Genomic DNA, 23,893 nt, shown 5'->3' on the forward strand with positions numbered 1-23,893 from the left:
GCGTCCCATGCGGCAGCGGTTGAACGAGGCGCTCGAGGTCATCAAGCCGATCGGCTGGCTGATCCTCCTGCTGGGCCTGTGGACGTTGGTGGCCGCCACCTTCACGCAGTGGCGTGAGCTGGCCGTCCTCGCCACCGCGTGCCTGGCGCTGGTCGTCCTCGCGCTGCCGTTCCTCCTCGGTCGCACCTCCGTGTCGGTCGACCTCCGGCTGCAGCCCGAGCGGGTCGCGGCGGGGGAGTCGGTCGCCGCGGGGGTCCTGGTGGTCAACCGTGCGACCTCGCGACTGGTCCCGACGACCCTCGAGGTCCCCGTCGGCTCGGCCGTCCACCGCTACGGCATCAGCTCGCTGGCGCCCGGCGCCGTGCACGAGGAGTCGTTCACGATCCGCACGGAGCGGCGCGGCGTGATCGCCGTCGGCCCCGCGATGACGCGGCGGGGCGACCCGGTCGGGATCTTCTCGCGCGACGTCGTCTGGACGCCCGTGCGCGAGGTGCTCGTCCGTCCCCACCTGGTGCCGATGGAGTCGCTGGGCGCCGGCCTGCTGCGCGACCTCGAGGGTGTCTCCACCGACGCCGTCAGCCAGAGCGACCTGGCCTTCCACGCCCTGCGCGAGTACGTCCCCGGCGACGACCTGCGCCACATCCACTGGCGCTCGTCGGCTAAGGTGATGGCGTCCACGGGAGAGTCCGCGCTGCTGGTCCGGCAGTACCTCGACACGCGGCGCAGCCACGCCGCGATCGTCGTCGACGACCGGCTGGCGTCGTGGGCGGACCCGGAGGACTTCGAGACGGCGATGGCCGTCGCCGCGTCCATCGCCGTCCGCGCGGTGCTCGACGAGTTCGACGTGTCGTTCGTCTGCGGGTCCCACGCGTCCACGGGCTCCGACGGCCACCTCGCCCTCGACGCGGTCTGCCGCGCCGACTTCGGACAGCGCGGCCTCGTCGAGTCCGGTCGGCAGGCGAGCATGCTGGCTCCCGACACCAGCCTCGCGTTCTTCGTCAGCGGCAGCGAGGCGCAGTTCTCCGACCTGCTCCGCTCCGCCGCCGCGTTCCCGCCCGAGGTCCGCCGCTACGGCATCGTCGTCGACCCGGCCGGCAACAGCCGGGTGACCGAGACCGGTGGACTGCCCGTCCTGCACCTCGCCACCAAGGAAGACCTCGGCGGCCTGCTGCGGTGGAGCGTGCGATGAGTCCCCGCAGCGCCACCCGGCGTGACGCCACGCCCTCCACGACCGGCACCCGCACCCGCGTCCGGCCCCACGCCCTGCTGCCCGACCGGCACTCCTGGATCGACATCGCCTTCACGCTCGCCCTGGTCGGCGTCGCGCTCACCGCCTTCGGCACGTCCTTCACCGGTGTGGGCTACCTCGTCGTCGGGATGGTCGGTGCCGTCCTCGCGGTCGTCGTCACCCACGCCACCCGGGCCGCCGGCTGGCCGATCATCTCCGCCGTCGTGATCTGCCTGGTCCTGTTCTTCCTGCTCGGCGGCCCGCTGTGCCTGCGCTCGCTGGGCGACGCGTACGCCCTCCCCGGCGGGGCCACGCTCGCGAAGGTCGCCGACCAGGCGATCTTCGGGTGGAAGGACCTGCTCACCACGCTGCCCCCGATCGACGGCGACGGACCCCTGCTCGTGCTGCCGTGGATGGCGGGCATGCTCGGCGGGCTGGTCGGGCTCGGCCTGGCGCACCTGCCGGTGCGTCGCGCGTGGCTGGCTGCGCTGCTGCCGGTCCTCGGCCTGGCCCTGGTGCTGTCCGGGGCGATCGTGCTCGGTGTCCGGCACCCCCAGTCCCTGCTCCTGCAGGGGTCGGTCTTCGCCGGGCTCGCCCTCGCGTGGCTCGCGATCCGGGCCCGCCGGGCGAGCGCGACCGTGCAGGGCGGCACCACGTCGTACGTCCGCACCGGCGGCGCGCTGGTCATGCTCGTGCTGGCCGCCACCCTGGCGTACCCGCTGAGCGCGCCGTTCACCCGCGACACCGAGCGCGCCGTGGCGCGCAACTGGGTCGAGCCGCCCTTCGACATCGGGCAGTACCCCTCGCCGCTGGCCGGGTTCCGCAAGTACATCGACCTGGGCGGCAAGAAGAACGACCAGAACGTCTACGACAAGACGTTGCTCGAGATCCGGGGCGTGCCCGCCGAGACCCGGGTCCGCTTCGCCACGATGGACCGCTACGACGGGATGGTGTGGGGCGCGACCGACGACGCGCTGCCCGGACCGGCCGACGACGCCTTCCAGCGGGTGTCCTCCACGATCGACAACCCGGTGGACGGCGACGAGGTCGACGTGACCATCACCCTCGGTGAGGGGTGGACGGGCGTGTGGCTGCCCACCGTCGGCGCGCTGCAGTCGCTCGCCTTCGACAGCGGTGACGCCCGCGCCAAGGCCGAGCTCTTCCGCTACAACCTCGCCACCTCGACCGGGGTCGTGCCGACCGGCATGCAGCCCGGCGACACCTACCACTTTACCGCGATCGAGCCCGACGACGAGCTGACCGACGAGACCGTCGGCTCCTCCGAGCTCTCGCCGCTGCCGACCGGCGCGGCCTTCATCCAGGGGCCGACCGAGAAGTGGACCGAGGGTGCCGGGCCCGACCCGATGGACCGGGTCATGGCGGCCGCCGAGCACCTGCGCACCGAGGGCAAGTACTCCGACGGCATCGGCCGCACCGAGCGCATCTACGTCGCCGGGCACAGCGTGTGGCGACTGTCGGACGAGTTCGTCAACGCCCCGCAGATCGTCGGCAACGACGAGCAGTACGCCGCGACCATGGCGCTGATCGCCAACGAGATCGGCGTGCCGGCACGCGTCGTGCTCGGCGCGGTGGTCCCGGAGGGCGGGCGCGTGACCGGCGCGGACGTCTCGGCGTGGGTCGAGCTCCGCGCGGCCGACGGCTCGTGGAAGACGCTCCCGACCGAGGAGTTCATGTCGAGGACCCCGCCGGCCGACCAGGTGCCCGAGACCAACACGCCGATGTCCGGCACGGTCATCCCGCCGCCGAACCCGATCCCGCCGCCGTCCGACGCGGGCGAGCAGAGCGACGCCGACCTCAAGGAGCGCAAGGCCACCCGCAAGGACGCGGAGGAGGACGAGGGCCTGATCCCCGGCCTCCCCGGTTGGATCGCGGTGGTGGTCACCTACGTCGGTGGCCCGATCCTCCTCGTCGCGCTCCTGCTCGGGGCCATCGTGGCGCTGAAGGCCTGGCGCCGGCACCGGCGTCGCAGCGCCGACTCGCCGTCGGCGCGGTTCGTCGGCGCCTGGCGCGAGCTCGTGGACCACGCCCGCGACCTCGGCCAGGTCGTCCCGCTCGGCCCGACGGTCACCCGGCGCGAGCAGTCCGTCGGGATCGTGTCCGGCCAGGCCGGCGTCCTCGCCCGACGCGCCGACAGCTTCGTCTTCGGCCCCACCGCGCCCGAGCCGGGCGCCGCGACGACCTACTGGGAGTCGATCGACGCCGAGCGTCGGGCGATGTCGCAGGAGGTCGGCCGGTGGCAGCGCGTGCGGGCGGCGATCAGCCTGCGGTCGCTGCGGCGTACGCCCGCGCGGACCGCCTCCGCGGGCGGTGCCGGGGAAGGCGTCGACCCAGCGGTCGCCGCGGGGGAGGGCTCCACCCCCGCGACCGGGCGTGTCGCGCGTCTCGGCGCGCGGGTGCGCACGCTCGCTGATTGGCGTTCTCGCAGGACGCCTGACTAAACTGGTGCGTCGGCCCAACGTGGGCTGTGTTCTGTGGTGCCTCGCGGCTGCCCGGATCTCGTGTGATCGTCCCCGACGGCTGCACGCGTGCCCGGGGATGAGGTGCCCCGGACCGCCTCACGAGGTCCACCGGCCACCTGCGAGCAGGGGCCGGGCGGTTCCCGGGCCACGGTAGACACCTGACGAGAAGATTGTGGAGGACATGCCGAAGAAAGAAGGCGTGATCGAGATCGAGGGCACCGTCGTGGAGGCCCTTCCCAACGCCATGTTCCGTGTGGAGCTGGCCAACGGGCACAAGGTGCTCGCGCACATCAGCGGCAAGATGCGACAGCACTACATCCGGATCCTCCCCGAGGACCGGGTCGTGGTGGAGCTCTCGCCGTACGACCTCACCCGGGGTCGCATCGTCTACCGCTACAAGTAACCAGCCAGCCGAGTAGCAAGGATCGTTGACATGAAGGTCAACCCCAGCGTCAAGCCCATCTGTGACAAGTGCAAGGTCATCCGCCGTCACGGCCGGGTCATGGTCATCTGCGAGAACCCCCGCCACAAGCAGCGGCAGGGCTGAGTGATGCTCGTCAGGCTTGCCTGACGAGCAGCGCGAGCCGCGCAGCCGCTTGCGGCAAGCGGGTGTGAACCCCAGCAGGACCAGCAACACCGCACCACCACACAACGTGATCGCTAGGCCAGGCACCGCCTGAGTCGAAGCCACCTCCGGAGCACCGGCCGGAGCCCACCCGAGGCGGGATGGGATGCGACACGACCGAAACCGATGCGAGAACAGACAGGAATCGCCACATGGCACGCCTCGTTGGTGTGGACCTCCCGCGCGACAAGCGCATCGAGATCGCACTCACCTACATCTACGGCATCGGCCGTACCCGCGCCCAGCAGCTGCTCGCTGCCACCGGCGTCGACCCGAACGCCCGGGTCCACACGCTCGGTGACGAGGAGCTGGTCAAGCTTCGCGACGAGATCGAAGCCAACTTCAAGATCGAGGGTGACCTCCGGCGCGAGGTCCAGGCGGACATCCGCCGCAAGATCGAGATCGGCAGCTACCAGGGTCGCCGCCACCGCATGGGCCTCCCGGTCCGCGGTCAGCGCACCAAGACCAACGCGCGCACCCGCAAGGGTCCCAAGCGCACCGTCGCCGGCAAGAAGAAGGCGAAGTGATCTGCGCCCCTCACCGGGTGCAGCGCTGATCACTTCAGTCCCTACGCAAGCTTCCAGACCAGAACCTCACAGGAGTTACTGAATGCCTCCCAAGAGCCGCGCGACCAAGGTCCGCCGCAAGGAGAAGAAGAACGTCGCCCAGGGCGAAGCCCACATCAAGAGCACGTTCAACAACACCATCGTCACCATCACCGACCCGACCGGCGCGGTGATCTCGTGGGCCTCTGCCGGCACCGTCGGCTTCAAGGGCTCGCGCAAGTCCACCCCGTTCGCCGCCCAGATGGCTGCCGAGGCCGCCGGTCGTCGCGCCATGGACCACGGCATGAAGAAGATCGACGTCTTCGTCAAGGGTCCGGGCTCCGGTCGTGAGACGGCCATCCGGTCGCTGGGTGCCATCGGCCTCGAGGTCGGCACCATCCAGGACGTCACGCCCACCCCGCACAACGGATGCCGGCCGCCCAAGCGCCGCCGCGTCTGACCCGAGACTGAGAAAGAGAGACTGACACATGGCCCGCTACACCGGTCCCATGACCCGCAAGTCGCGCCGTCTCGGTGTCGACCTCGTCGGCGGCGACGCCGCCTTCGAGAAGCGTCCCTACGCCCCCGGCCAGCACGGCCGCGGTCGCATCAAGGAGTCCGAGTACCTCCTGCAGCTGCGTGAGAAGCAGAAGGCGCGCTTCACCTACGGCGTGATGGAGAAGCAGTTCGTCCGCTACTACAAGGAGGCCAGCCGTCGTCAGGGCAAGACCGGCGACAACCTCCTGCAGCTCCTCGAGTGCCGCCTCGACAACGTGGTCTACCGCGCCGGCTTCGCCCGTACGCGCCGCCAGGCCCGCCAGCTCGTCACGCACGGCCACTTCCTGGTCAACGGCAAGAAGGTCGACATCCCGTCCTTCCAGGTCACCGACCACGACATCATCGACGTGCGCGAGAAGTCGCTCGAGCTCACCCCGCTCATCGTGGCCCGTGAGACCCACGGCGAGCGCGTCACCCCTGCGTGGATGGAGGTCATCCCGTCGCGGATGCGCATCCTGATCCACCAGGTCCCGGTCCGGGCGCAGATCGACGTCCCGGTCCAGGAGCAGCTCATCGTCGAGTACTACTCCAAGAAGTGACTCCCCGTCGGTGGCCGCCCGCTCGTCCCGGGCGGCCACCGACGCCGCTGTTCCCGCTCCACCTCCTGCCACTCCTCACCAGGTTCGGATCCGTCAAATAGTGGGTGGATCCGGAAAGGAAGAACTCCGTGCTTATCGCTCAGCGCCCGACCCTCACGGAAGAGACCGTCGACGAGTTCCGTTCGCGGTTCGTCATCGAGCCCCTCGAGCCCGGCTTCGGCTACACGCTCGGCAACTCGCTCCGTCGTACGCTCCTCAGCTCGATCCCGGGTGCCTCGGTCACCAGCATCAAGGTCGACTCCGTCCTCCACGAGTTCTCGACCATCGAGGGCGTCACCGAGGACATGACCGAGATCATCCTCAACCTCAAGGGCATCGTGGTGTCCTCCGAGCACGACGAGCCGGTCGTGATGTACCTGCGCAAGTCCGGTGCCGGTGACGTCACCGCCGCCGACATCACCCCGCCCGCGGGCGTCGAGGTGCACAACCCCGACCTCAAGATCGCCACGCTGTCCGACAAGGGCAAGCTGGAGATGGAGCTCGTCGTCGAGCGTGGCCGCGGCTACGTCTCCTCCGTGCAGAACAAGGGCGCCGACAACGAGATCGGCCGCATGCCGGTCGACTCGATCTACAGCCCCGTGCTGAAGGTGACCTACAAGGTCGAGGCCACCCGTGTCGAGCAGCGCACCGACTTCGACAAGCTCGTCATCGACGTCGAGACCAAGCCGTCGATCCGTCCCCGCGACGCGATCGCCTCGGCCGGCAAGACGCTCGTCGAGCTCTTCGGCCTGGCCCGTGAGCTCAACGTCGAGGCCGAGGGCATCGACATCGGCCCGTCGCCCGTCGACGAGCAGCTCGCCGCCGACCTGGCCCTGCCGGTCGAGGACCTGCAGCTCACGGTCCGCAGCTACAACTGCCTCAAGCGCGAGGGCATCCACACCGTGGGTGAGCTCATCAGCCGCTCCGAGCAGGACCTGCTCGACATCCGCAACTTCGGCGCCAAGTCCATCGACGAGGTGAAGGCCAAGCTCGTCGAGATGGGCCTCTCGCTCAAGGACAGCGCGCCCGGCTTCGACCCGCACGCCGCCCTCGCCGCCTACGGCGACGATGACGACGACGCCTTCATCGAGGACGAGCAGCTCTGATCTGAACGACGCTGGCGCGCACCTCGCGGCGTTGTCGTCGGTCGACGTCCAAACCCGGGACGCCTTCCCTCCTCCGCCTTGCGAGGCACGCACCATCGCCGCCCAGATCCACCACACACCCATCTACTCGAGTACCTGATACGGCTCGGGAGAAACGAGAAGATCAATGCCCAAGCCCAAGAAGGGTCCCCGCCTCGGCGGCAGCCCGGCCCACCAGCGCCTGATGCTGTCGAACCTGGCGACCGCCCTGTTCGAGCACGGCCGGATCACGACCACCGAGACCCGCGCGCGCCTGCTGCGCCCGGTCGCGGAGAAGCTGATCACCAAGGCCAAGCGCGGCGACCTGCACAACCGTCGTGAGGTCCTCAAGACCATCCGCGACAAGTCGGTCGTGCACACGCTGTTCACCGAGATCGCGCCGACCTTCGCCGAGCGTCCGGGTGGCTACACCCGGATCACCAAGATCGGCCCCCGCAAGGGCGACAACGCCCCCATGGCGGTCATCGAGCTCGTGACCGAGGCCTACAGCCCGAAGGCTCCCTCGACCAAGAAGACCGAGAAGGCCGCTCCGGCTGCCGCCCCGGTCGCCGGGTCGAACGACGCCGACGAGCCGGTCGAGGACACCGCCACCACCGACGCCGCTGCCGAGCACGAGGCTGCCGCCGAGGAGCACGAGGCCGCTGCCGAGGAGCACGAGGCCGCCGCCGAGGAGCACGAGGCTGCCGCCGAGGAGCACGAGGCCGCCGCCGAGGCTGCCGAGTCGTCGGAGGACGAGACCAAGGCCTGATCGGCCTGCTGTCCCACCACGAGGCCCGCCACCCCGCACCGGGGTGGCGGGCCTTCGTGCGTCACTCGCCGGTCGGCGGACCGAGGGCCGCGAGGACCTTGCCCGCGTCGAGGCTGCGCGGCGCGCCACCGGCGTACGCCAGCGCGCGGGTGGCCGCGACGACGGCCTCGTTGACGGGCGTGGGGATGCCGAGCAACCGGCCCTGGAGCACGACCTCTCCGGCGAGGTAGTCGATCTCCGAGTCACCGGTGCCACGGCTGAGGCTCTGCCAGGTGGACCCGCCGCGACGCTCGAGGTCGGGACGACGCTGGAGGATCGAGCCGCGGCGGGCGCGGTCCTCCTCGGCCGTGACCACGCTGACGCCGGCGGCGGCCAGCACCTGCTCGCCCTCGGCCTGGGCGCGGGCGGCGAGCTCGTCGGCCGCCTCGCCCTCGGCGAACGACGCGTCCACGCCGTTGCCGAGGTTGAGCACCAGCTTGCGGCGCTTCATCGCCATGATGTCGTCGCGCTCGACCGAGTCGATGCCTGCCGCGCGCAGGTCGGCGGACACCGCGGCGGTGACTGCGTCGGTGCCGCCCGGGATGCGGCCGACGTCGAGGATCGCGGGCGTGGGGTGGCAGGAGGCGACCACCACGCCGGGCTCGAGGTGGGAGGCGGGCAGCATCACGCAGAGGGCGTACGTCCGCGCGAACGACCGCAGCGTGGCCGTCTCCGTCGCGATCCCGTTGGTGGCGCACACGACCGGGGTGTCCGCGGGCGCGTGGGCGCGCAGGTCGGCCAGGGCGGCGGCGGCCTGGTGGGACTTCACCGCGAGGAGCACGACGGTGTCGTCGGTCCACGCGACGTCGGCGGCGGTGTCGGTCGCCGGCGCGTCGATCCGGTGCCGCCCGTCGCCGGTATCGAGGACGAGACCCCCGGAGCGGATGGCGGCCAGGTGCTCCCCGCGGGCCACGAGGGTGACGGGAGACCCGGCGAGGTGCAGGTGGCCCCCGATCACACCGCCGACCGCGCCGGCGCCGTACACGACATGTCGCACGCCTCCCACCCTACGAAGGCGTGCCGCGCGCTCAGGCGGGCGGTCGCCAGGCGGGATCGCGACCGACGAACCCCATGAGCCGGTCGACGACGGGCGCGTCGAGGGGGACCGGTACGGCGGGGCCGTACTGCCCGGAGTCACGCAGGAGCTGCTCGATGGGCTGCATGCCGGACAGCATGCCGGCGGCCTCGTCCTCGTCGAGGCGCGCCTCCTGGCCGGTCGCCCGGGCGAGGTCCCACGAGTGCATGAACACGTCGGCGGTGTAGAACCGGTCGATCGTCGTGTCGAGCCGGCCGGGTCCGACGTGTGGGTGGGTGAAGTCCTCGGCGCCGCGCCCGTCGAGGAGCGTCTGCACCGCGTCGGCGTGGTGCTGCCAGGCGGCGACGGGGTCGTCGTCGGCGGACGGCCCGGCAGCCAGGTCGACACCCCCCGCGGCCAGGAAGCCGGGGAGCCAGGTGACGAGGTGGTCGACCACGTCGCGAGCGGTCCAGCCGGTCACCGGTGCCGGAGCGTCCCAGTCGGGGGTGCCGGCCACGAGCCGGGAGAGCTCTCCGGCCACCACGCCGTGGCGGGCGGCCGGGGACGAGGGGAGGGCCATCAGGAGGTGCCCCCGGCGAGCATCCGGTCGAGCTTGGCGTAGCCCTCGTGGACGCCGGTCTCCATGCCGCTGGCGAGCATCGCGTCCCGGCCCTCGAACGAGTCGCACAGCGAGAAGGCGTGGAGACGGGTACGCCCGTCGCCGAGGTCCTCGAAGGTGAGCGTCTCCAGCGCGATCGCCTCCGGCATGCCCTCCCAGGTGAAGGTCTGGACGATCTTGTCCTCGGTGACGAGCGGGAAGGTGCCGCGGAAGGCGTACTCCTCGTCGCCGCGTGTCGAGACGTAGCGGTAGGCGCCGTTGGTGCGGCACGACCACTCGTCGATGCGGGTGGTGAGCGAGTCCGGACCGATCCACCGGGCGAACAGGTCGGGGTCGGTGTGGGCCCGCACGAGCTGGGCCGGCGTCGCGGCGAAGTCGCGCCAGATGTGGACGGCCGGCACGTGCTCGTCGGCGAGGATCGCCGCCTCGGGGTAGCGGGTGGTGGTGTCGGGGCTCTGCACGGTGGTCATGATGCGGTTCCTGTCTGTCGGTCGTCGGTGCTGCGGTCGGGGTCCTCGTCGTCCTGCATCCGCGCGAGCACGGTGTCGAGACGCGCGTAGCGCTCCTCGGCCCGTCGGCGGTGGCGCTCGATCCACTTCGTCATCAGGTCGAGCACCTCGGCCTCCAGGTGCACCGGGCGGCGCTGTGCCTCCCGGGTCCGGGTGACCAGCCCCGCGTCCTCGAGCACCTTGAGGTGCTTCGAGACGGCCTGGAGGCTCACGTCGTACGGCGCGGCCAGGTCGTTCACCGTGTGGTCGGCCTCGGTGAGGCGCGCCACCATGTCGCGACGGGTCGGGTCCGCGAGGGCGGAGAAGACGCGGGAGAGCTGGTCGGTCACGGAGCACCTTCTTCAACTAATGGGTTGAATAGAAGGTAAGCCGAGTCGACCCCTTTGTCAACCAACCGGTTGACCAAGGTCAGCGGGGGACGCGTACCGTCCTGGAGACCGCCTTGCCGCACTCCGCGACACCTGTGCTGTAGGTCGGGGTGACCATGGCGTAGTAGCGGGCACCGCCGGGCACCGAGAACCGTCGCCGCCCCTGGGAGGACGCGTCCGAGGCGAGCAGCTTGTCCGACCGGCCGGGACGGTCGAGGAAGAGCTTGATGCGGGCGCGGGCGACGCACGCCCCGGCCGGCGAGCTGACCCGGGCCTCCAGTCGCTCCTTGCCCGCCAGCCACCTCAGCGACACCGTGCGCCACACGGTCGGGCAGCCCGTCGCGGTCCCCGACGCCACCGTGGGGCAGCCGTCGATCGAGTCGTCCAGTCCGTCCCCGTCGGTGTCGACGGCTGAGAGGACGGGCGCGTCCGTCGCGCCGGACGAGGTCGCCGCGCCGGGTGCGACGAGGGCGCCCGTCGTCGACAGGACGAGGGCCAGGATGCGTCCGAGGAGGCGTGACCAGGACATCACCCGCCCCACACTAGGCACTGGACCGGCCCGGCGACACCACCTCGGGCCCACCCCTGCCGCCCGGCCTAGAATTCGTCACGTGCGCCTGCGGATCGACTGTGCCTACGACGGCGCCGAGTTCTCCGGCTGGGCCGCCCAGCCGTCGCTGCGCACCGTGCAGGGCACGCTCGAGGCCGCCCTGGCGACCGCCCTGCGGTTGCCCGAGGTGCGCGTGACGGTCGCCGGGCGTACGGACGCCGGTGTCCACGCGCGCGGCCAGGTCGTCCACGTCGACGTCGATCCCGAGGTCGTCGCCGCCTCGGCCGGGCGGTCCACCGACCCGCCACTGCACGCCCTGGCCCGCCGCGTCGACGGCATCCTCCCGCCCGACCTGCGGGTGCGCCGCGTCGTCGAGGCGCCCGACGGCTTCGACGCCCGCTTCTCCGCGGTCTGGCGCCGCTACGCCTACCGCATCGCCGACGCCCAGGAGCTCGCCGACCCGCTCGTGCGCGGCCACGTCCTGACCTGGGGTCGCCCTCTCGACCTGGACGCCATGAACCGGGCGTCCGCGCCCCTCGCCGGGCTGCAGGACTTCGCGTCCTTCTGCAAGCAGCGCGAGGGCGCGACGACCGTGCGTACGCTGCTCGACCTGCACTGGGCCCGGGACACGTCCGGCGTCGCGGTCGGCACGGTGCGGGCCGACGCGTTCTGCCACAACATGGTGCGTGCCCTCGTCGGCTGCCTCATCGCGGTCGGGGAGGGGCGTCAGCCGGTCTCCTGGCCGGCCGAGGTGATGGCCGGGCGGCGACGCGACCAGGGCGTCCGCGTGGTCCACGCCCACGGCCTCACGCTGGAGGAGGTCGGCTACCCCGACGACGACGAGCTGGCCGCGCAGGCCGAGCGAGCCCGCGCCCGACGAGAGGCGATCGATGCCTGAGCACTACTTCACCGCCGACCCGACCGTCCCCTTCGAGCGGGAGGGCTTCACCGCCGAGCTGTGGGGGAGCACCCTGACCTTCGAGACGGGCTCCGGCGTCTTCAGCCGGGGCCACCTCGACCACGCGACCGCGGTGCTGTTCAAGGAGCTCGACCCGCCGCCGCAGGGCCAGTTCCTCGACCTGGGGTGCGGCTACGGCGTGATCGGCCTGGCGATCGCCCGGGCCGTGCCCCTCGCCAACGTCACCGCCGTCGACGTCAACGAGCGCGCGATCCTGCTGGCCAACGAGAACGCCCGCGCCGCCGGCCTCGACCCGCGGTTCGTCGCGTGCACCCCCGAGCAGGTCCCCGGCAACCAGGTCTTCGACGAGATCTGGTCGAACCCGCCGATCCGCATCGGCAAGGAGGCGCTCCACGAGCTCCTGCTGACGTGGCTGCCCCGGCTCGCCCCCGGCGGCCGGATGGTCATGGTGGTCGGCAAGAACCTCGGCGGCGACTCGCTGCAGCGCTGGCTCACCGAGCAGGGGTGGCCCACCGAGCGGCTCGCGAGCAGCAAGGGCTTCCGGGTGCTGGAGACGCGGCGGGGCTGATCACGGGCGCCCGTCGAGGAACATCCTCAGCCGGGTGCGCGTCCCGTCAGGGTCCTGGGGCAGGTGTCCGTTGACCGCCCGGCAGACCCAGCCGAGCCGCATCGCGATCGCCGCCGCGCCACGGAGGTCGTCGCGCCCGTAGGCCTCCTCGTAGGGGCGGAGGTAGGCCGCGAGATGGGGTTCGAGGTCCTCGGAGCCCTCCACGTCGTCGACCCCCCACGCGATTACGCCCTCGAGCGTCACGCTGAGGGTGAGGAAGGGGTGCGAGACGCACGCGTCACCCCAGTCGAGCACGTGGGCATGGCCCGACGGCACGAAGACCTGGCCGTCGTGGAGGTCGTCGTGCTGGATGGTCTCCCTGATGCCATGGGCCGCCAGCCGGTCGCACAGGTCCCCGACGGCAGACGCGTCCGGGAGCCGCGGGTCGACGTCGCCGAGCTCGGCGAGCAGGTCGGCGTACGCCCCGGGCAGGGTGGTCAGACGACGGTCGGGCAGCCCGAGGGCGAGCAGGGCGTCCACCTCGCCCTCGCAGGCCAGCTGGATCCGGGCGTACGCCTCCAGCGCGTCGTGCCAGCGGTCGAGGCTGCGTTCCTCGACGATGACCTCGCGCAGCCGCGGTGTCATGTCGACCATCAGCATCCAACCCGTCCCCGGGTCGAACGCCTTGGGACGAGCCACCCGCCCGTCCGACCGCGGGGCGAGGAACGCCGTCACCGCGGCCTCGTGCCGCATCGACTCGTCGTTGGCCTTGAACCACAGGACGGTGTGCCGCGTCGTGACCCGCATGACCGTCGACCAGTCGGTGACGTGCGTCTGCTCGATCGAGAGCACCGGACCGGAGACGTCGTCGTCCAGCTGGTCACGGATCCAGGCGTGCGCCGCGGACACGAAGGCCGGCCCGCGCCAGCGCTGCTCCAGGTCGGACATGGGGTGCATTCCAGCCGGTCCCGGCTGGTGGGAGCAACGGAGATTCCGGGCGGCGGGCCTCAGCCGAGGCGGACGGGCAGCCGTTCGACGCCGTGCACGATGGCGAGCTCGGTGAAGCGCAGGTCGGCGGGGTCGCAGGCGAGCGACAGGCCGGGGAACCGGCGGGCCAGGGCGACGAGCGCGGTCCGCAGCTCCATGCGGGCCAGCTCGGCGCCGACGCAGCGGTGCATGCCGTGGCCGAACGCCAGGGTCCCGGCGGTCGGCTTCGTCGGGTCGAAGTGCTCGGGGTCGACGCGGTGGTCGGGGTCCCGCTCGGCACCGGTGAGGGAGACGAGCACGATGTCGCCCGGGATGACGACGTGCTCGCCGACGGCCACCTCGCGCCGCGCGATCCGCGGGAACGCCATCTGGACCGGGCAGACGAAGCGGAGCAGCTCCTCGACCACCCGGTCGACCTCGGCGGGCTCGCCGCGCTGGAGGGTCGCCCAGGACTCCGGGTGCTGCAGCAGCACCCACGTGCCGAGGGACAGCATGCTCGCGCTGGTCTCGTAGCCGCCGAGGAAGACGCCGTCGGCCAGCCCGCCCAGCTCGACGTCGTCGAACGCGTCGCCGTGGTCGGCGACCATCCGCGACATGAGCCCGTCGGGGAGGTGCGGGTCGAGCCGCTCGGCGGCGACGAGGTCGATGAGGAACTGGCGGGTGCCGGCGGCGGTGTCGAAGATGCCCGCCCCCGCGTCGCGCAGGTCGAACCGCGCGGCGCCCTGCGCGCGGAAGGCGGCGCGGTCGACGTCGGGCATCCCGAGCAGGTCGCAGATGACGCCGAACGGCACCTGGAAGCCGAACCTCTCCACGAGGTCCACCTCCGGCCCGTGGGCCTCCATGTCGTCGAGGGCGGCCTCCACGACGCGGTCGATGTCGGACTGCAGCTCGACGAGGCGACGACGGGTGAAGTAGGGCGTGAGCACGCCGCGCAGGCGGCCGTGGTCGGGCTGGTCGGTCATGCCGAGGCCGCCGATCCGCTCGGCGGGGGCGCGGTCCTGGCGTCCGATGAGGTCGCGGACGTCGTTGCCGAACGCGTGGGAGTCGGCGAGCACGGCCCGCGCGACGTCGTACCCCGTGACCAGCCAGACGCGCGTGCCCAGCAGGCTCGCGAAGCGGACCACCGCGCCGCGCTCGCGCGTGGCCGCCAGCCGGGGGACGGGATCGATGCCGTCGCGCTGGAGGGGGAACCGGATGCTCGCCGGCACGCGCCGGACGTACGGCACGCGGCGCGCGGTCGACAGCGCGAGCTTGAAGGCGGTGCCACGCAGGGAGGAGGCCATGGGGCAAGTCAATCCCACGCGCACCACCAGCGTCGATCGGGATCAACCCCGATCCGCCCCCGAGACGCCCCGACCGGCGACCGGGCAGGATGTGGCCCATGGCATACGTTGCAGCCCACGACAGGTACGACGACGCGACCGGCATGCACTACCGGTCGACCGGCCGGAGCGGGCTCAAGCTCCCGGCGCTGTCCCTCGGCCTCTGGCAGAACTTCGGCACCGACCGCCCGGAGGACGTGCAGCGGGCCATCCTGCGCCGGGCGTTCGACCGCGGCGTCACGCACTTCGACCTGGCCAACAACTACGGACCGCCCTACGGTCGCGCCGAGGAGAACTTCGGCCGCTACCTCAAGGACGACTTCAAGCCCTACCGCGACGAGCTGATCATCTCGACGAAGGCCGGCTACGACATGTGGCCGGGGCCGTACGGACAGGGCGGCGGCTCCCGGAAGTACGTCCTCGCCTCGCTCGACCAGTCGCTGGAGCGCCTCGGCCTCGACTACGTCGACATCTTCTACAGCCACCGCTTCGACCCGGAGACGCCCGTCGAGGAGACGATGATGGCGCTGGACGCGGCCGTCCGGTCGGGTCGCGCGCTCTACGTCGGGATCTCGTCCTACTCGGCGGCGCGGACGAAGGAGGCGGCCGACATCGCCCGCGACCTCGGCACGCCGCTGCTGATCCACCAGCCGTCCTACTCGATGCTCAACCGCTGGATCGAGGGCGGGCTGCTCGACGAGCTCGAGCAGCAGGGGATGGGGTGCATCGTCTTCACCGCGCTCGCGCAGGGCCTGCTGACCGACCGCTACCTCCGGGGCGTGCCCGACGACTCGCGTGCCGCGCGCGACGACTCGACGCTGACCGGGCTCGACGAGGAGACCCTGGGCCGCGTGCGGGCGCTCGACGAGATCGCGCAGGAGCGTGGTCAGAAGCTCGCCCAGCTGGCCCTCCAGTGGGTGCTGCGCGACGACCGCGTGACCAGCGCGGTCATCGGCGCCTCCAGCGTCGAGCAGCTCGACACCAACCTCGACGCGCTGTCCGGACCCCCGCTGTCGGGCGTCGATCGCGCCGAGATCGACCGCTACGCCGTCGAGTCCGGCATCAACCTCTGGGCGAAGCAGACCCAGGAGTGAGCACGCGGGTGCTCGTCGTCGGGGCGGACGCGGCGGGGATGTCCGCCGCCCACCAGGCGTTGCGGACCGCGAGGCGGACCGGTAACGACATCGCGGTGACCGTGCTCGACAAGGGCACGCACACCTCCTACAGCGCGTGCGGCATCCCCTACTGGATGGCGGGCGACGTCGCGAGCGGCGACGACCTCGTCGCCCGCACCGCCGACGAGCACCGCGAGTCGGGCATCGACCTCCGGATGGGCGTCGAGGTGGTCGGCTCCGACCTGCAGGCGCGGACGGTCACGACCGCTGACGGCGAGACAATCGGCTACGACGAGCTGGTCGTGGCCACCGGCGCGCCTGCCGTGGTGCCGGACTGGGCCCTGCAGGCGGACGGGACGGCGTACGACGGGGTGGGCGTCGTCAAGACGCTCGACGACGGTGCCGCGTGGGTGAAGCGGTTCGCCGCAGCCGACAGCGCCGCCCACGTGGTGGTCGTCGGCGCGGGCTACGTCGGTGTCGAGGTCGCGGAGGCCGCGCTCCGCCACGGGTTCGGCGTCACGGTGCTGACCCGCACGCGGGGCATGTCGATGCTCGAGGACGAGCTGTCCGACACGGTGAACACCGGCCTGGTCGACGCCGGTGTCGAGCTCGTGCTGGGCGCCGAGGTCACGGGCCTGGAGCTCGACGGGGACCGGGTGACCGGCGTGCGCTGGGACGGTGGCAGCCGCGAGGCCGACCTCGTCGTCGTGGCCATCGGCGTCGAGCCCGCCACCGGGTTCCTCGCCGGATCCGGGATCGAGACCGCGGACAACGGCGCGCTGCGACCCGACCCCCACGGGCGGGTCGCCGACCACGTGTGGGCCGCCGGCGACTGCTGCGAGGTGCGGCGACGGGTCGACGACTCCTGGGTGTTCCGGCCCCTCGGCACCTACGCCACCAAGCAGGGGCGCGCGCTGGGCGACACCCTGGCCGGCGGCGCCCTGGCCTTCGACGGGATGGTGGACACCTCCATCACCCGCTTCGCCCACGGTGACGTGTACCTCGAGATCGCTCGCACCGGGCTGTCGCGCTCGGAGGCCCGGGAGGCGGGTCTCGACCCGGTCGACCTGCTCACCGAGGGCACGACCGCCACCGGCTACATGCCCGAGGCCGAGCCCCTGTCGGTCTGGGTGATGGCCGACCGCACGACCCGCCGCCTGCTCGGCGTGCAGGTCGTCGGCGGCCACGGCGCCGGCAAGCGCATCGACGCCGCAGCCGCCGTGCTGTGGGCCGGGGGCAGCGTCGACGACCTGGCGTGGATGGACCTCGCCTACGCACCCCCGTTCGCGACGACGTGGGAGGTGCTGCAGGTCGCGGCTCGCCGGGTCGCCGAGCGGCTCTGAGCCCCACCGAAACCGGTTGCCGTCCGCTGCAGGATGTCGGCATGGAGCCGGAGATCGTCACCCTCGCCGAGCGGCCGGACCTCATGGAGGTCTTCTGGGACATGGACACGTCCTGGCCGGAGTTCATGAAGCACGACCCGATCGGCAACTCGTACTACTCCTGCCTGGAGGAGTACTTCACCGAGTGCGTCCTGATGGCCCTCGACGACAGCGGCAGGATCGTCGCCAAGGCGTTCTCCGCGCCGTTCACGCTGCCCGAGGGGGACCTCCCCGACGCCGGGTGGGACTTCGCCCTGCGCAGCGCGGTGCTCACCCGGGCCCGGGGTGGGAGCCCGAACGCCATCACCGCGGCGGAGATCGCCGTCGAGCCGGGCCGGCAGGGCACCGGGCTGTCTGCCGTCATGCTCGCCGCGCTGCGCGACAACGCCGGCCGACTGGGCTACCGCGAGCTGCTCGCCCCCGTCCGTCCCAACGGCAGGACCGATGTCCGCGAGCCCATGGAGGCGTACGCCTTCCGCACCCGCGACGACGGGCTGCCCGTCGACCCGTGGCTGCGCGTCCACGTGCGTGCCGGCGGTCGCATCGACCGGGTCGCGCGGCGCTCGATGTGCATCCCCGGGACGCTCGAGGAGTGGCGGGAGTGGACCGGTCTGCCGTTCGACACCACCGGTCCGGTCGTCGTGCCGGGTGCGCTGGTGCCCGTCCTGTGCGACGCCGAGCACGGCACGGCGACCTACGTCGAGCCGAACGTCTGGGTGCGCCACGCCACCGGCGCCTGACGTCAGGCCCCCGCGACCGCCTTGCGGACCTCGTTGACGCACAGCGCGAGGAAGGCGAGCGCGCACAGCACCATCAGCACGTTGGAGTGCAGCTTGTTGCGCCACTCGGCCGGCGTGCGGTCGGTGTTGAGCAGCCACAGCAGCGTGATGGCGAGGAACGGCATGAAGAAGGCGCCGAGCACGCCGTAGGCGAGGATCAGCCACACCGGCTTGCCGAGGAACATCATCACCATCGGCGGGAAGGTGAGCCAGAGGATGTAGGCGCGGTACCACTTGCCGCCGGCCCTGGCGTCCTCGGCGGGGCCGTCGGTCACGTTGGTCACGAAGTCGGCGAACATGAGGCTGACGCCGTTCCACACGCCGACCAGCGACGACATCGCCGCGGCCCAGAAGCCCAGCAGGAACAGCTTCCCGGCCCACTGGCCGTAGCGGTCCTGGAGCACGACCCCGAGGTCGAGCAGGCCCTGGTCGCCGCTCTCGATCGCGACGCTCGTGGAGTAGAGGAGCTCGGCGCCGACCACGAGGGTGGCGAGCACGAAGATGCCGGTGACGACGTAGGCGACCGTGTTGTCGATCCGCATCACGCGCATGTAGCGCGGCGTGTCCCAGCCCTTCTCACGGAGCCAGTAGCCGTACGCCGCCAGGGTGATGGTGCCGCCCACCCCGCCGGCGAGCGCGAGGGTGTTGACGAGGCCGCCGTCCGGGATCCGGGGCGCGAGCCCGGTGAGCAGCTCGCCGAGGTTGGGCAGGGTCAGCAGCGCGGCTCCCACCATGGTCACGAACATGATGCCGACGAGTGCGGCGAGGACCTTCTCGAAGATGCTGTAGCGGCCCGTCCACACGAGCACCAGGCCGAGGAGGCCGGACAGGATGCCCCACCAGGTGGTCGAGAGGCCTCCCGCGAGGCCCTGCAGCGCGAGTCCGGTGCCCGCCATCGCGGCGGCGCCGTACACGAATCCCCAGATCACGATGTAGGGCCCGAAGTACCACGTCGTCCACGCCCCCAGCGAGCGCCAGCCCTCGAAGATCGTGCGCCCGGTCGCCAGCGAGTAGCGGCCCGCGCCCTCGACGAGCACGATCTTCATGACGCAGCCGACGACCACGCACCACAGCAGCGTGTAGCCGAACTTCTGGCCCGCGATGAGGGTCGCGACGAGGTCCGCTGCGCCGACGCCGGTCGCCGCGACGACGAGGCCGGGGCCGATGATGCGCCACTTCGGGGGCGAGGACTGCTCTGCCGTGGTGGGGGTCGCCATGCGCCCGCAGTCTAACGGCGGTCTGGACCACTGGGCGGCGCTGGTCGAGAGGTTCGAGCACGACGCACCCGTCCGCGCCCACGGCTCGACGGAGGCGCGTGGAGCCGCGTGGGTCCGAGATCTGTCCGGGGGCAGTCACCGGCCGCGCGTTCTTTGGTCCTCGATCTGCGCGGCGAGCCTGACCAGCACGAGACCCGCCTCGCTGGCCTCGAGCGGTCTGGCTCGGTGGAGCAGCGCGCCGCCGATCCGGGGCGGAGGGGTCGCGTGCAGCTCGCGGGCGGCGGCCTCGAAGGTCCCGAGCCGGACCGCGACGGCCGGTGTGCGCAGGGCCACGGGTTCGGGTTAGTCCCGAGCGCCGGACCTTCTTGCGGCCCTGCGCACACGGGAGAGCCGAACAGACATCACGGGCGACTGCCGCTCGTGTGGGTGGACTCGACGTGCCTGTGGCCCCGCCCTCGTGGTGAGTGGCGGGGTGTGGGGCGGGGTCATCGTCGGCGGGGTCGCGGGATGTCGGGTGGTGGTCCGGTGTCGATCGCTCGGGTGCCGGTGGGGTCGCGTCGGAACCTGTGGCCGTGGGGGCTGGTCCAGTCGTACGTCCCCGGCGCGGTGGTCTCGTAGTGCCAGGAGCTGTGGGTCTTGAGCCTGTGGTGGGTGCGGCACAGCGGTGCAAGGTTCGACGTCGAGGTGGGTCCGCCGGCGTCGAAGGGGACGACGTGGTCGAGGTCGCAGCGGCGGGCGGATCGGGTGCACCAGGGGAACACGCAGGTGCGGTCGCGAAGGATGACGGCCTCGCGGATGCGGGTGGTGGGTTCGTAGGCGGGTGTCGCGAGCTCGGTGTTGAGGTCGATGACGGGACGGAGGGTGACCTTGGTGCGGGTGTCGGTGCACCAGTCCTTGACCTGGTCGAGCAGGACCAGGCGTTGGCCGTCCTCGAGGCGACCAGTGGCTTCGAGGACGGGGCCGCCCGATGTCGCGGTGGCGTTGAAGTGGGCGTGCAGGACGACCTCGCGGGCATGCGGGAGATCGGGTCTCGATACGCCCGCTCGTTCCTCACGGGCTACTCGACCACCTTCATCTGCCGCCTCGCGGGCTACTCGACCGCCTTGCGCGAACAGGTCGAGGGCGGTCTGGGTGCGAGCCAGATCGCCGAGCGCTGCGGAGCGGCGGACGTCGAGCGACGCTTCCGACCCGAGGGCCTTCAGGGTCGCGGCTCCATGAGCCAGTGCCCGGTCCAGGTCGAGGGCGTCGGCGATGTCGAGCTCGGCCTCGAACCTCATCGTCCCGGCGTAGTGCACGTCCTCGCCGTGCAGGGTGGCGTGGCGCGGGTCGACGTACTGCCACCCGTCCTCCGGGTCGTCGGTCGGGTCGGCGTCGGCGAGGTCGTAGCGCTTGATCGCCTCGGCCACCAGCCGGTCGAGCTGCGCGGGACCGATCCGCCCGGCCACCGCGGCGACCTGCGCGTCGACGAACGCTGCCGCCTCGACCGTCAGGGCAGGTGAGGCATGGATCGTGGTCTCGGCGACCGACCGGGCCCGCCACGCCGGCACGGCACCCGACTGCACCCCAGTCCACAACCGTGGCAGTCGGTGGCGCAGCTCGAGCGCGTGCCCGACGAGCCGCTTCGCCGACGTGGTGGACATGCCGAGCACCGCACCGAGCTCCGCGATGCAGAACTCCGCGACCAGGGGCGTACCCGGTCCTGCGATGGGTTCCTCGTGCTCGCACCCGGGGATGGTGAACGACGCCGCGGAGTGGATCGACTCCGGCGGGTGGAGGTCGGCCCACCGGGCGGCGAGGTCGAGCTGGCGGACGGCAGCAGCATTCTCGACGTCGCGGGCCGCGCGGATCGAGGCGAGCAGGCCGGCGGCGGAGAGGCCGTCGTCGACCCTCGCTGCGTCCCGATCCAGTGTCTCGATCATGTGTTCGATTATATGTTAGCGGTCCAACAGTCGCCCGCGGTGGAGCGTCAAGATCGGCCTGGGTTTCGACACGGGCGCGGGGCGCCCTGCTCAACCAGCGGTTGGGTGGGGTGGCCTGGGTTTCGACACGGGCGCGGGGCGCCCTGCTCAACCAGCGGGAGCACGTGCGGGGCGAGGTGATCGACCGGCGGGCGGACGGGCACGATGCGGGCTGTGAGGCGCCGCTCGATCGGCGGCGGGTGGGAGCGGCGCCCTTGGTTTCGACACGGGCGCGGGGCGCCCTGCTCAACCAGCACGGCGATAACCCCGCGACGCGGGGTGGACGGGCTTGCGACAATCCTCGACGTGGGTCACGTGGATGTCGCTGGAGTCCGTTACGAGCTGCCGGACGGGCGGGTGCTGCTCGACGACGTGAGCTTCCGGGTCGGCGACGGCCAGAAGGTCGCTCTCGTCGGGGCGAACGGCGCCGGGAAGACGACGCTGCTGCGCATCGTCACTGGGGACCTCCAGCCGCACGCGGGAGTCGTCACCCGCTCCGGCGGGCTCGGCGTGATGCGCCAGTTCGTCGGCCACGGCGGTGGGGACGAGACCGTCCACGACCTCCTGCTCAGCGTGGCCCCGCCGCGCGTGCGCGAGGCCGCGGCGGCCGTCGACGCCGCCGAGCTCGAGCTGATGGACACCGACGACGAGCGCACGCAGATGGCGTACGCCGAGGCGCTGGGGGAGTACGCCGACGCGGGCGGCTACGACATCGAGGTGACCTGGGACGTCTGCACGACCGCGTCGATGGGTATGCCGTTCGACCGGGCCCGCCACCGCCTCCTCGCGACGCTGTCGGGCGGCGAGCAGAAGCGGCTCGTCCTGGAGTACCTCCTGCGCGGCCCCGACCAGGTGCTGCTGCTCGACGAGCCGGACAACTACCTCGACGTGCCGGGCAAGATCTGGCTGGAGGAGCGGATCCGCGAGTCGCCCAAGACGATCCTCTTCATCAGCCACGACCGCGAGCTGCTCGCCAACACCGCGACCCGCATCGTCACCGTCGAGCTCGGCAGCGCCGGCAACCTGGTGTGGACGCACCCCGGTGGCTTCGCGAGCTACCACGAGGCGCGCAGCGACCGCTTCGAGCGGTTCGAGGAGATGCGCCGCCGCTGGGACGAGGAGCACGCCAAGATCAAGGCGCTCGTCCTCCGGCTGAAGATCAAGTCCGAGTACAACGACGGCATGTCCTCGCAGTACCGCGCGGCCCAGACGCGGTTGAAGAAGTTCGAGGAGGCGGGGCCGCCGACCGAGCAGCCACGCGAGCAGCAGGTGAAGATGCGGCTCAAGGGCGGGCGGACCGGCAAGCGCGCCGTGGTGTGCACCGACCTCGAGCTGACGAACCTCATGAAGCCGTTCGACCTCGAGGTCTGGTACGGCGAGCGCGTGGCCGTGCTCGGCTCCAACGGCTCCGGCAAGTCCCACTTCCTGCGGCTGCTGGCCGCCGGCGGGAGTGACCCCGACGTCGAGCACCGCCCCGTGGGCGACCCGCCCGCGCCGGTCCTGCACACCGGCAGCGCCAAGCTCGGTGCGCGCGTGCGGCCCGGCTGGTTCGTGCAGACGCACGAGCACCCCGAGCTGGTCGGCCGCACGCTGCTGGAGGTCCTGCACCGCGGTGACGGCACGCCCGACGGGCGCGCCGGGATGGGGCGGGAGGCCGCCAGCCGGGTGCTCGACCGCTACGAGCTCGCGCACGCCGGCGAGCAGCGCTTCGAGTCGCTGTCCGGTGGGCAGCAGGCACGGTTCCAGATCCTGCTCCTCGAGCTGTCCGGTGCCACCCTGCTGCTCCTCGACGAGCCCACCGACAACCTCGACGTGCAGTCCGCCGAGGCCCTCGAGGCCGGGCTGGAGGCGTTCGAGGGGACGGTGCTCGCGGTGACCCACGACCGCTGGTTCGCCCGCGGCTTCGACCGGTTCCTGGTCTACGGCGCGGACGGGGAGGTCTACGAGTCGCCGGGGCCGGTCTGGGACGAGGGCCGGGTGGCGCGGGCGCGCTAGCCAGCGTCGGGCAGGTCTGCGCGCATCGCCTGGAGGAGACCGGACATCGCGCGCTCGTCGACGTCGCAGCCGCGCTCGTCGGGTCTCACCACTCGCACCGCCTTCGTGTCCGGCGACACGAGGTAGACGTCAGGGCTGATCGGGTAGGGCTCCTCTGCGAAGGTGCGGAGCGCCAACCACGACATGGCGACGGCGGTGTCCACGACGGCGGTGTCCACGACGGCGTCGTCCACCGGTACGTGCACCCAGAGCTCGAACGTGGTGGGGACCGCCACGAGCACGCCGTGGCTCGCGAACGGGATGCGCATCCTCCGGAGCAGCTCAGGGAGCACGGTCACGCGTGCTGCGCCGTAGGCATCGGGGCCGTCGAGGAACTCGACCCACGACGTCGTCACCCGAGGGTCCGCACGGCGGCTCGAGGGGCTCGTACGTGAGGAGGTCGTCCGCGCGAGGTCGTCGAGGCCCACCGTGCGCCCATCATCCATCCCGAGTGCGACCCCCTCGACCACGTGTGGGGTGTGGCCGAGGTCGATCAGGACCTTCGTCGCCTCGTTCACCAGCCACTGCGTGTCGGACGTGGACAGGCTGGGGAGGCGAGGGGCTTCTGTCGTCATGGTCGACAGGGAATCAGGGGCCGGCCGGTGCGTGCTCGCGTCATCCACAGA

General features: G+C 71.8%; 26 protein-coding genes. 15 read left to right on the forward strand and 11 right to left on the reverse strand.

Annotated elements, in window-relative coordinates; all coding sequences use genetic code 11:
• Positions 1 to 7: 7 nt before the first annotated feature.
• From F4692_RS11435 to rplQ, 9 genes are all read left to right on the forward strand, one after another.
• A complete protein-coding gene (locus tag F4692_RS11435) occupies positions 8 to 1,189 on the forward strand; it encodes a DUF58 domain-containing protein (protein ID WP_179619755.1) in 1,182 nt (393 codons plus the stop codon).
• Positions 1,186 to 3,687: a transglutaminase-like domain-containing protein gene (locus F4692_RS11440; RefSeq protein ID WP_179619756.1), complete on the forward strand. Its 2,502-nt coding sequence runs from the start codon at positions 1,186 to 1,188 to the stop codon at positions 3,685 to 3,687. The genes F4692_RS11435 and F4692_RS11440 overlap by 4 nt, the downstream gene beginning before the upstream one ends.
• A 202-nt stretch (positions 3,688 to 3,889) precedes the next feature.
• Positions 3,890 to 4,111 carry a translation initiation factor IF-1 gene (gene infA, locus F4692_RS11445; RefSeq protein ID WP_056599768.1) on the forward strand — a complete coding sequence of 74 codons (222 nt, stop codon included), beginning with the start codon at positions 3,890 to 3,892 and terminating at the stop codon, positions 4,109 to 4,111.
• A 30-nt stretch (positions 4,112 to 4,141) separates the two neighbouring features.
• Positions 4,142 to 4,255: a 50S ribosomal protein L36 gene (rpmJ, locus tag F4692_RS11450; protein WP_004008316.1), complete on the forward strand. Its 114-nt coding sequence runs from the start codon at positions 4,142 to 4,144 to the stop codon at positions 4,253 to 4,255.
• 230 nt (positions 4,256 to 4,485) lie between these two features.
• Positions 4,486 to 4,860: a 30S ribosomal protein S13 gene (gene rpsM / locus F4692_RS11455; protein ID WP_056599771.1), complete on the forward strand. Its 375-nt coding sequence runs from the start codon at positions 4,486 to 4,488 to the stop codon at positions 4,858 to 4,860.
• A gap of 82 nt (positions 4,861 to 4,942) precedes the next feature.
• Positions 4,943 to 5,338, forward strand: a complete 396-nt coding sequence (gene rpsK, locus F4692_RS11460; protein ID WP_056906616.1) for a 30S ribosomal protein S11 — start codon at positions 4,943 to 4,945, stop codon at positions 5,336 to 5,338.
• Between the two features lie 28 nt (positions 5,339 to 5,366).
• The gene (gene rpsD, locus F4692_RS11465; RefSeq protein WP_179619757.1) at positions 5,367 to 5,975 is read left to right on the forward strand and encodes a 30S ribosomal protein S4; all 609 of its coding nucleotides are present in this window, start codon (positions 5,367 to 5,369) and stop codon (positions 5,973 to 5,975) included.
• Between the two features lie 128 nt (positions 5,976 to 6,103).
• A complete protein-coding gene (locus F4692_RS11470) occupies positions 6,104 to 7,120 on the forward strand; it encodes a DNA-directed RNA polymerase subunit alpha (protein WP_179619758.1) in 1,017 nt (338 codons plus the stop codon).
• Positions 7,121 to 7,286: 166 nt separating this feature from the next.
• Positions 7,287 to 7,907: a 50S ribosomal protein L17 gene (rplQ, locus tag F4692_RS11475; RefSeq protein ID WP_179619759.1), complete on the forward strand. Its 621-nt coding sequence runs from the start codon at positions 7,287 to 7,289 to the stop codon at positions 7,905 to 7,907.
• A gap of 61 nt (positions 7,908 to 7,968) precedes the next feature.
• On the opposite strand, the gene F4692_RS21820 is transcribed toward rplQ, so the two are convergent.
• The 5 genes from F4692_RS21820 to F4692_RS11500 form a co-directional block, all read right to left on the reverse strand.
• Complete coding sequence (locus F4692_RS21820; RefSeq protein WP_179619760.1) at positions 7,969 to 8,943, reverse strand: ketopantoate reductase family protein; 975 nt, start codon at positions 8,941 to 8,943, stop codon at positions 7,969 to 7,971.
• A 31-nt stretch (positions 8,944 to 8,974) separates the two neighbouring features.
• Positions 8,975 to 9,541, reverse strand: coding sequence for a TIGR03086 family metal-binding protein (locus F4692_RS11485; RefSeq protein WP_179619761.1), 567 nt, complete (start codon positions 9,539 to 9,541; stop codon positions 8,975 to 8,977).
• The gene (locus F4692_RS11490; protein ID WP_179619762.1) at positions 9,541 to 10,050 is read right to left on the reverse strand and encodes an SRPBCC domain-containing protein; all 510 of its coding nucleotides are present in this window, start codon (positions 10,048 to 10,050) and stop codon (positions 9,541 to 9,543) included. The genes F4692_RS11485 and F4692_RS11490 overlap by 1 nt, the downstream gene beginning before the upstream one ends.
• Positions 10,047 to 10,418, reverse strand: coding sequence for an ArsR/SmtB family transcription factor (locus F4692_RS11495; RefSeq protein ID WP_179619763.1), 372 nt, complete (start codon positions 10,416 to 10,418; stop codon positions 10,047 to 10,049). Before F4692_RS11495 ends, F4692_RS11490 begins: the two co-directional genes overlap by 4 nt.
• 79 nt (positions 10,419 to 10,497) lie before the next feature.
• Entirely contained in the window at positions 10,498 to 10,986 is a 489-nt protein-coding gene (locus F4692_RS11500; protein ID WP_179619764.1) for a hypothetical protein, read from the reverse strand.
• A gap of 82 nt (positions 10,987 to 11,068) precedes the next feature.
• Here F4692_RS11500 and truA point away from each other — a divergent pair, with 82 nt between their 5' ends.
• The gene (gene truA / locus F4692_RS11505) at positions 11,069 to 11,905 is read left to right on the forward strand and encodes a tRNA pseudouridine(38-40) synthase TruA (RefSeq protein WP_308645271.1); all 837 of its coding nucleotides are present in this window, start codon (positions 11,069 to 11,071) and stop codon (positions 11,903 to 11,905) included.
• Positions 11,898 to 12,494, forward strand: coding sequence for a class I SAM-dependent methyltransferase (locus F4692_RS11510; RefSeq protein WP_179619766.1), 597 nt, complete (start codon positions 11,898 to 11,900; stop codon positions 12,492 to 12,494). Before truA ends, F4692_RS11510 begins: the two co-directional genes overlap by 8 nt.
• Here the strand turns inward: F4692_RS11510 and F4692_RS11515 are convergent, their stop codons facing one another.
• On the reverse strand, positions 12,495 to 13,421 hold the full coding sequence (locus F4692_RS11515) for a phosphotransferase family protein (RefSeq protein ID WP_179619767.1): 927 nt from the start codon (positions 13,419 to 13,421) through the stop codon (positions 12,495 to 12,497).
• Between the two features lie 59 nt (positions 13,422 to 13,480).
• Complete coding sequence (locus F4692_RS11520; RefSeq protein WP_179619768.1) at positions 13,481 to 14,743, reverse strand: cytochrome P450; 1,263 nt, start codon at positions 14,741 to 14,743, stop codon at positions 13,481 to 13,483.
• A gap of 98 nt (positions 14,744 to 14,841) precedes the next feature.
• On the opposite strand from F4692_RS11520, the gene mgrA reads away from it, so the two are divergent.
• The 3 genes from mgrA to F4692_RS11535 are packed head-to-tail and all read left to right on the forward strand — an operon-like array spanning position 14,842 to position 18,019.
• Positions 14,842 to 15,876 carry an L-glyceraldehyde 3-phosphate reductase gene (gene mgrA, locus F4692_RS11525; RefSeq protein ID WP_179619769.1) on the forward strand — a complete coding sequence of 345 codons (1,035 nt, stop codon included), beginning with the start codon at positions 14,842 to 14,844 and terminating at the stop codon, positions 15,874 to 15,876.
• Positions 15,873 to 17,240 (forward strand): FAD-dependent oxidoreductase, encoded by a 1,368-nt coding sequence (locus F4692_RS11530; protein ID WP_308645272.1) that lies wholly within the window; start codon positions 15,873 to 15,875, stop codon positions 17,238 to 17,240. Before mgrA ends, F4692_RS11530 begins: the two co-directional genes overlap by 4 nt.
• 41 nt (positions 17,241 to 17,281) lie before the next feature.
• Complete coding sequence (locus tag F4692_RS11535; protein WP_179619770.1) at positions 17,282 to 18,019, forward strand: N-acetyltransferase; 738 nt, start codon at positions 17,282 to 17,284, stop codon at positions 18,017 to 18,019.
• Between the two features lie 2 nt (positions 18,020 to 18,021).
• On the opposite strand, the gene F4692_RS11540 is transcribed toward F4692_RS11535, so the two are convergent.
• From F4692_RS11540 to F4692_RS11550, 3 genes are all read right to left on the reverse strand, one after another.
• Positions 18,022 to 19,275 carry an Nramp family divalent metal transporter gene (locus tag F4692_RS11540; RefSeq protein ID WP_179619771.1) on the reverse strand — a complete coding sequence of 418 codons (1,254 nt, stop codon included), beginning with the start codon at positions 19,273 to 19,275 and terminating at the stop codon, positions 18,022 to 18,024.
• A 135-nt stretch (positions 19,276 to 19,410) separates the two neighbouring features.
• Positions 19,411 to 19,608, reverse strand: coding sequence for a hypothetical protein (locus F4692_RS11545; protein WP_179619772.1), 198 nt, complete (start codon positions 19,606 to 19,608; stop codon positions 19,411 to 19,413).
• A 152-nt stretch (positions 19,609 to 19,760) separates the two neighbouring features.
• On the reverse strand, positions 19,761 to 21,194 hold the full coding sequence (locus F4692_RS11550; RefSeq protein WP_179619773.1) for an HNH endonuclease signature motif containing protein: 1,434 nt from the start codon (positions 21,192 to 21,194) through the stop codon (positions 19,761 to 19,763).
• Between the two features lie 345 nt (positions 21,195 to 21,539).
• Between F4692_RS11550 and F4692_RS11555 the strand changes: the two genes are divergently transcribed.
• A complete protein-coding gene (locus tag F4692_RS11555; protein ID WP_179619774.1) occupies positions 21,540 to 23,228 on the forward strand; it encodes an ABC-F family ATP-binding cassette domain-containing protein in 1,689 nt (562 codons plus the stop codon).
• Here the strand turns inward: F4692_RS11555 and F4692_RS11560 are convergent.
• A complete protein-coding gene (locus tag F4692_RS11560; protein ID WP_179619775.1) occupies positions 23,225 to 23,842 on the reverse strand; it encodes a hypothetical protein in 618 nt (205 codons plus the stop codon). The genes F4692_RS11555 and F4692_RS11560 overlap by 4 nt on opposite strands.
• Positions 23,843 to 23,893: the final 51 nt, after the last annotated feature.

It is taken from the genome of Nocardioides cavernae (assembly GCF_013410035.1).
Classification (GTDB): Bacteria; Actinomycetota; Actinomycetes; order Propionibacteriales; family Nocardioidaceae; genus Nocardioides; species Nocardioides cavernae_A.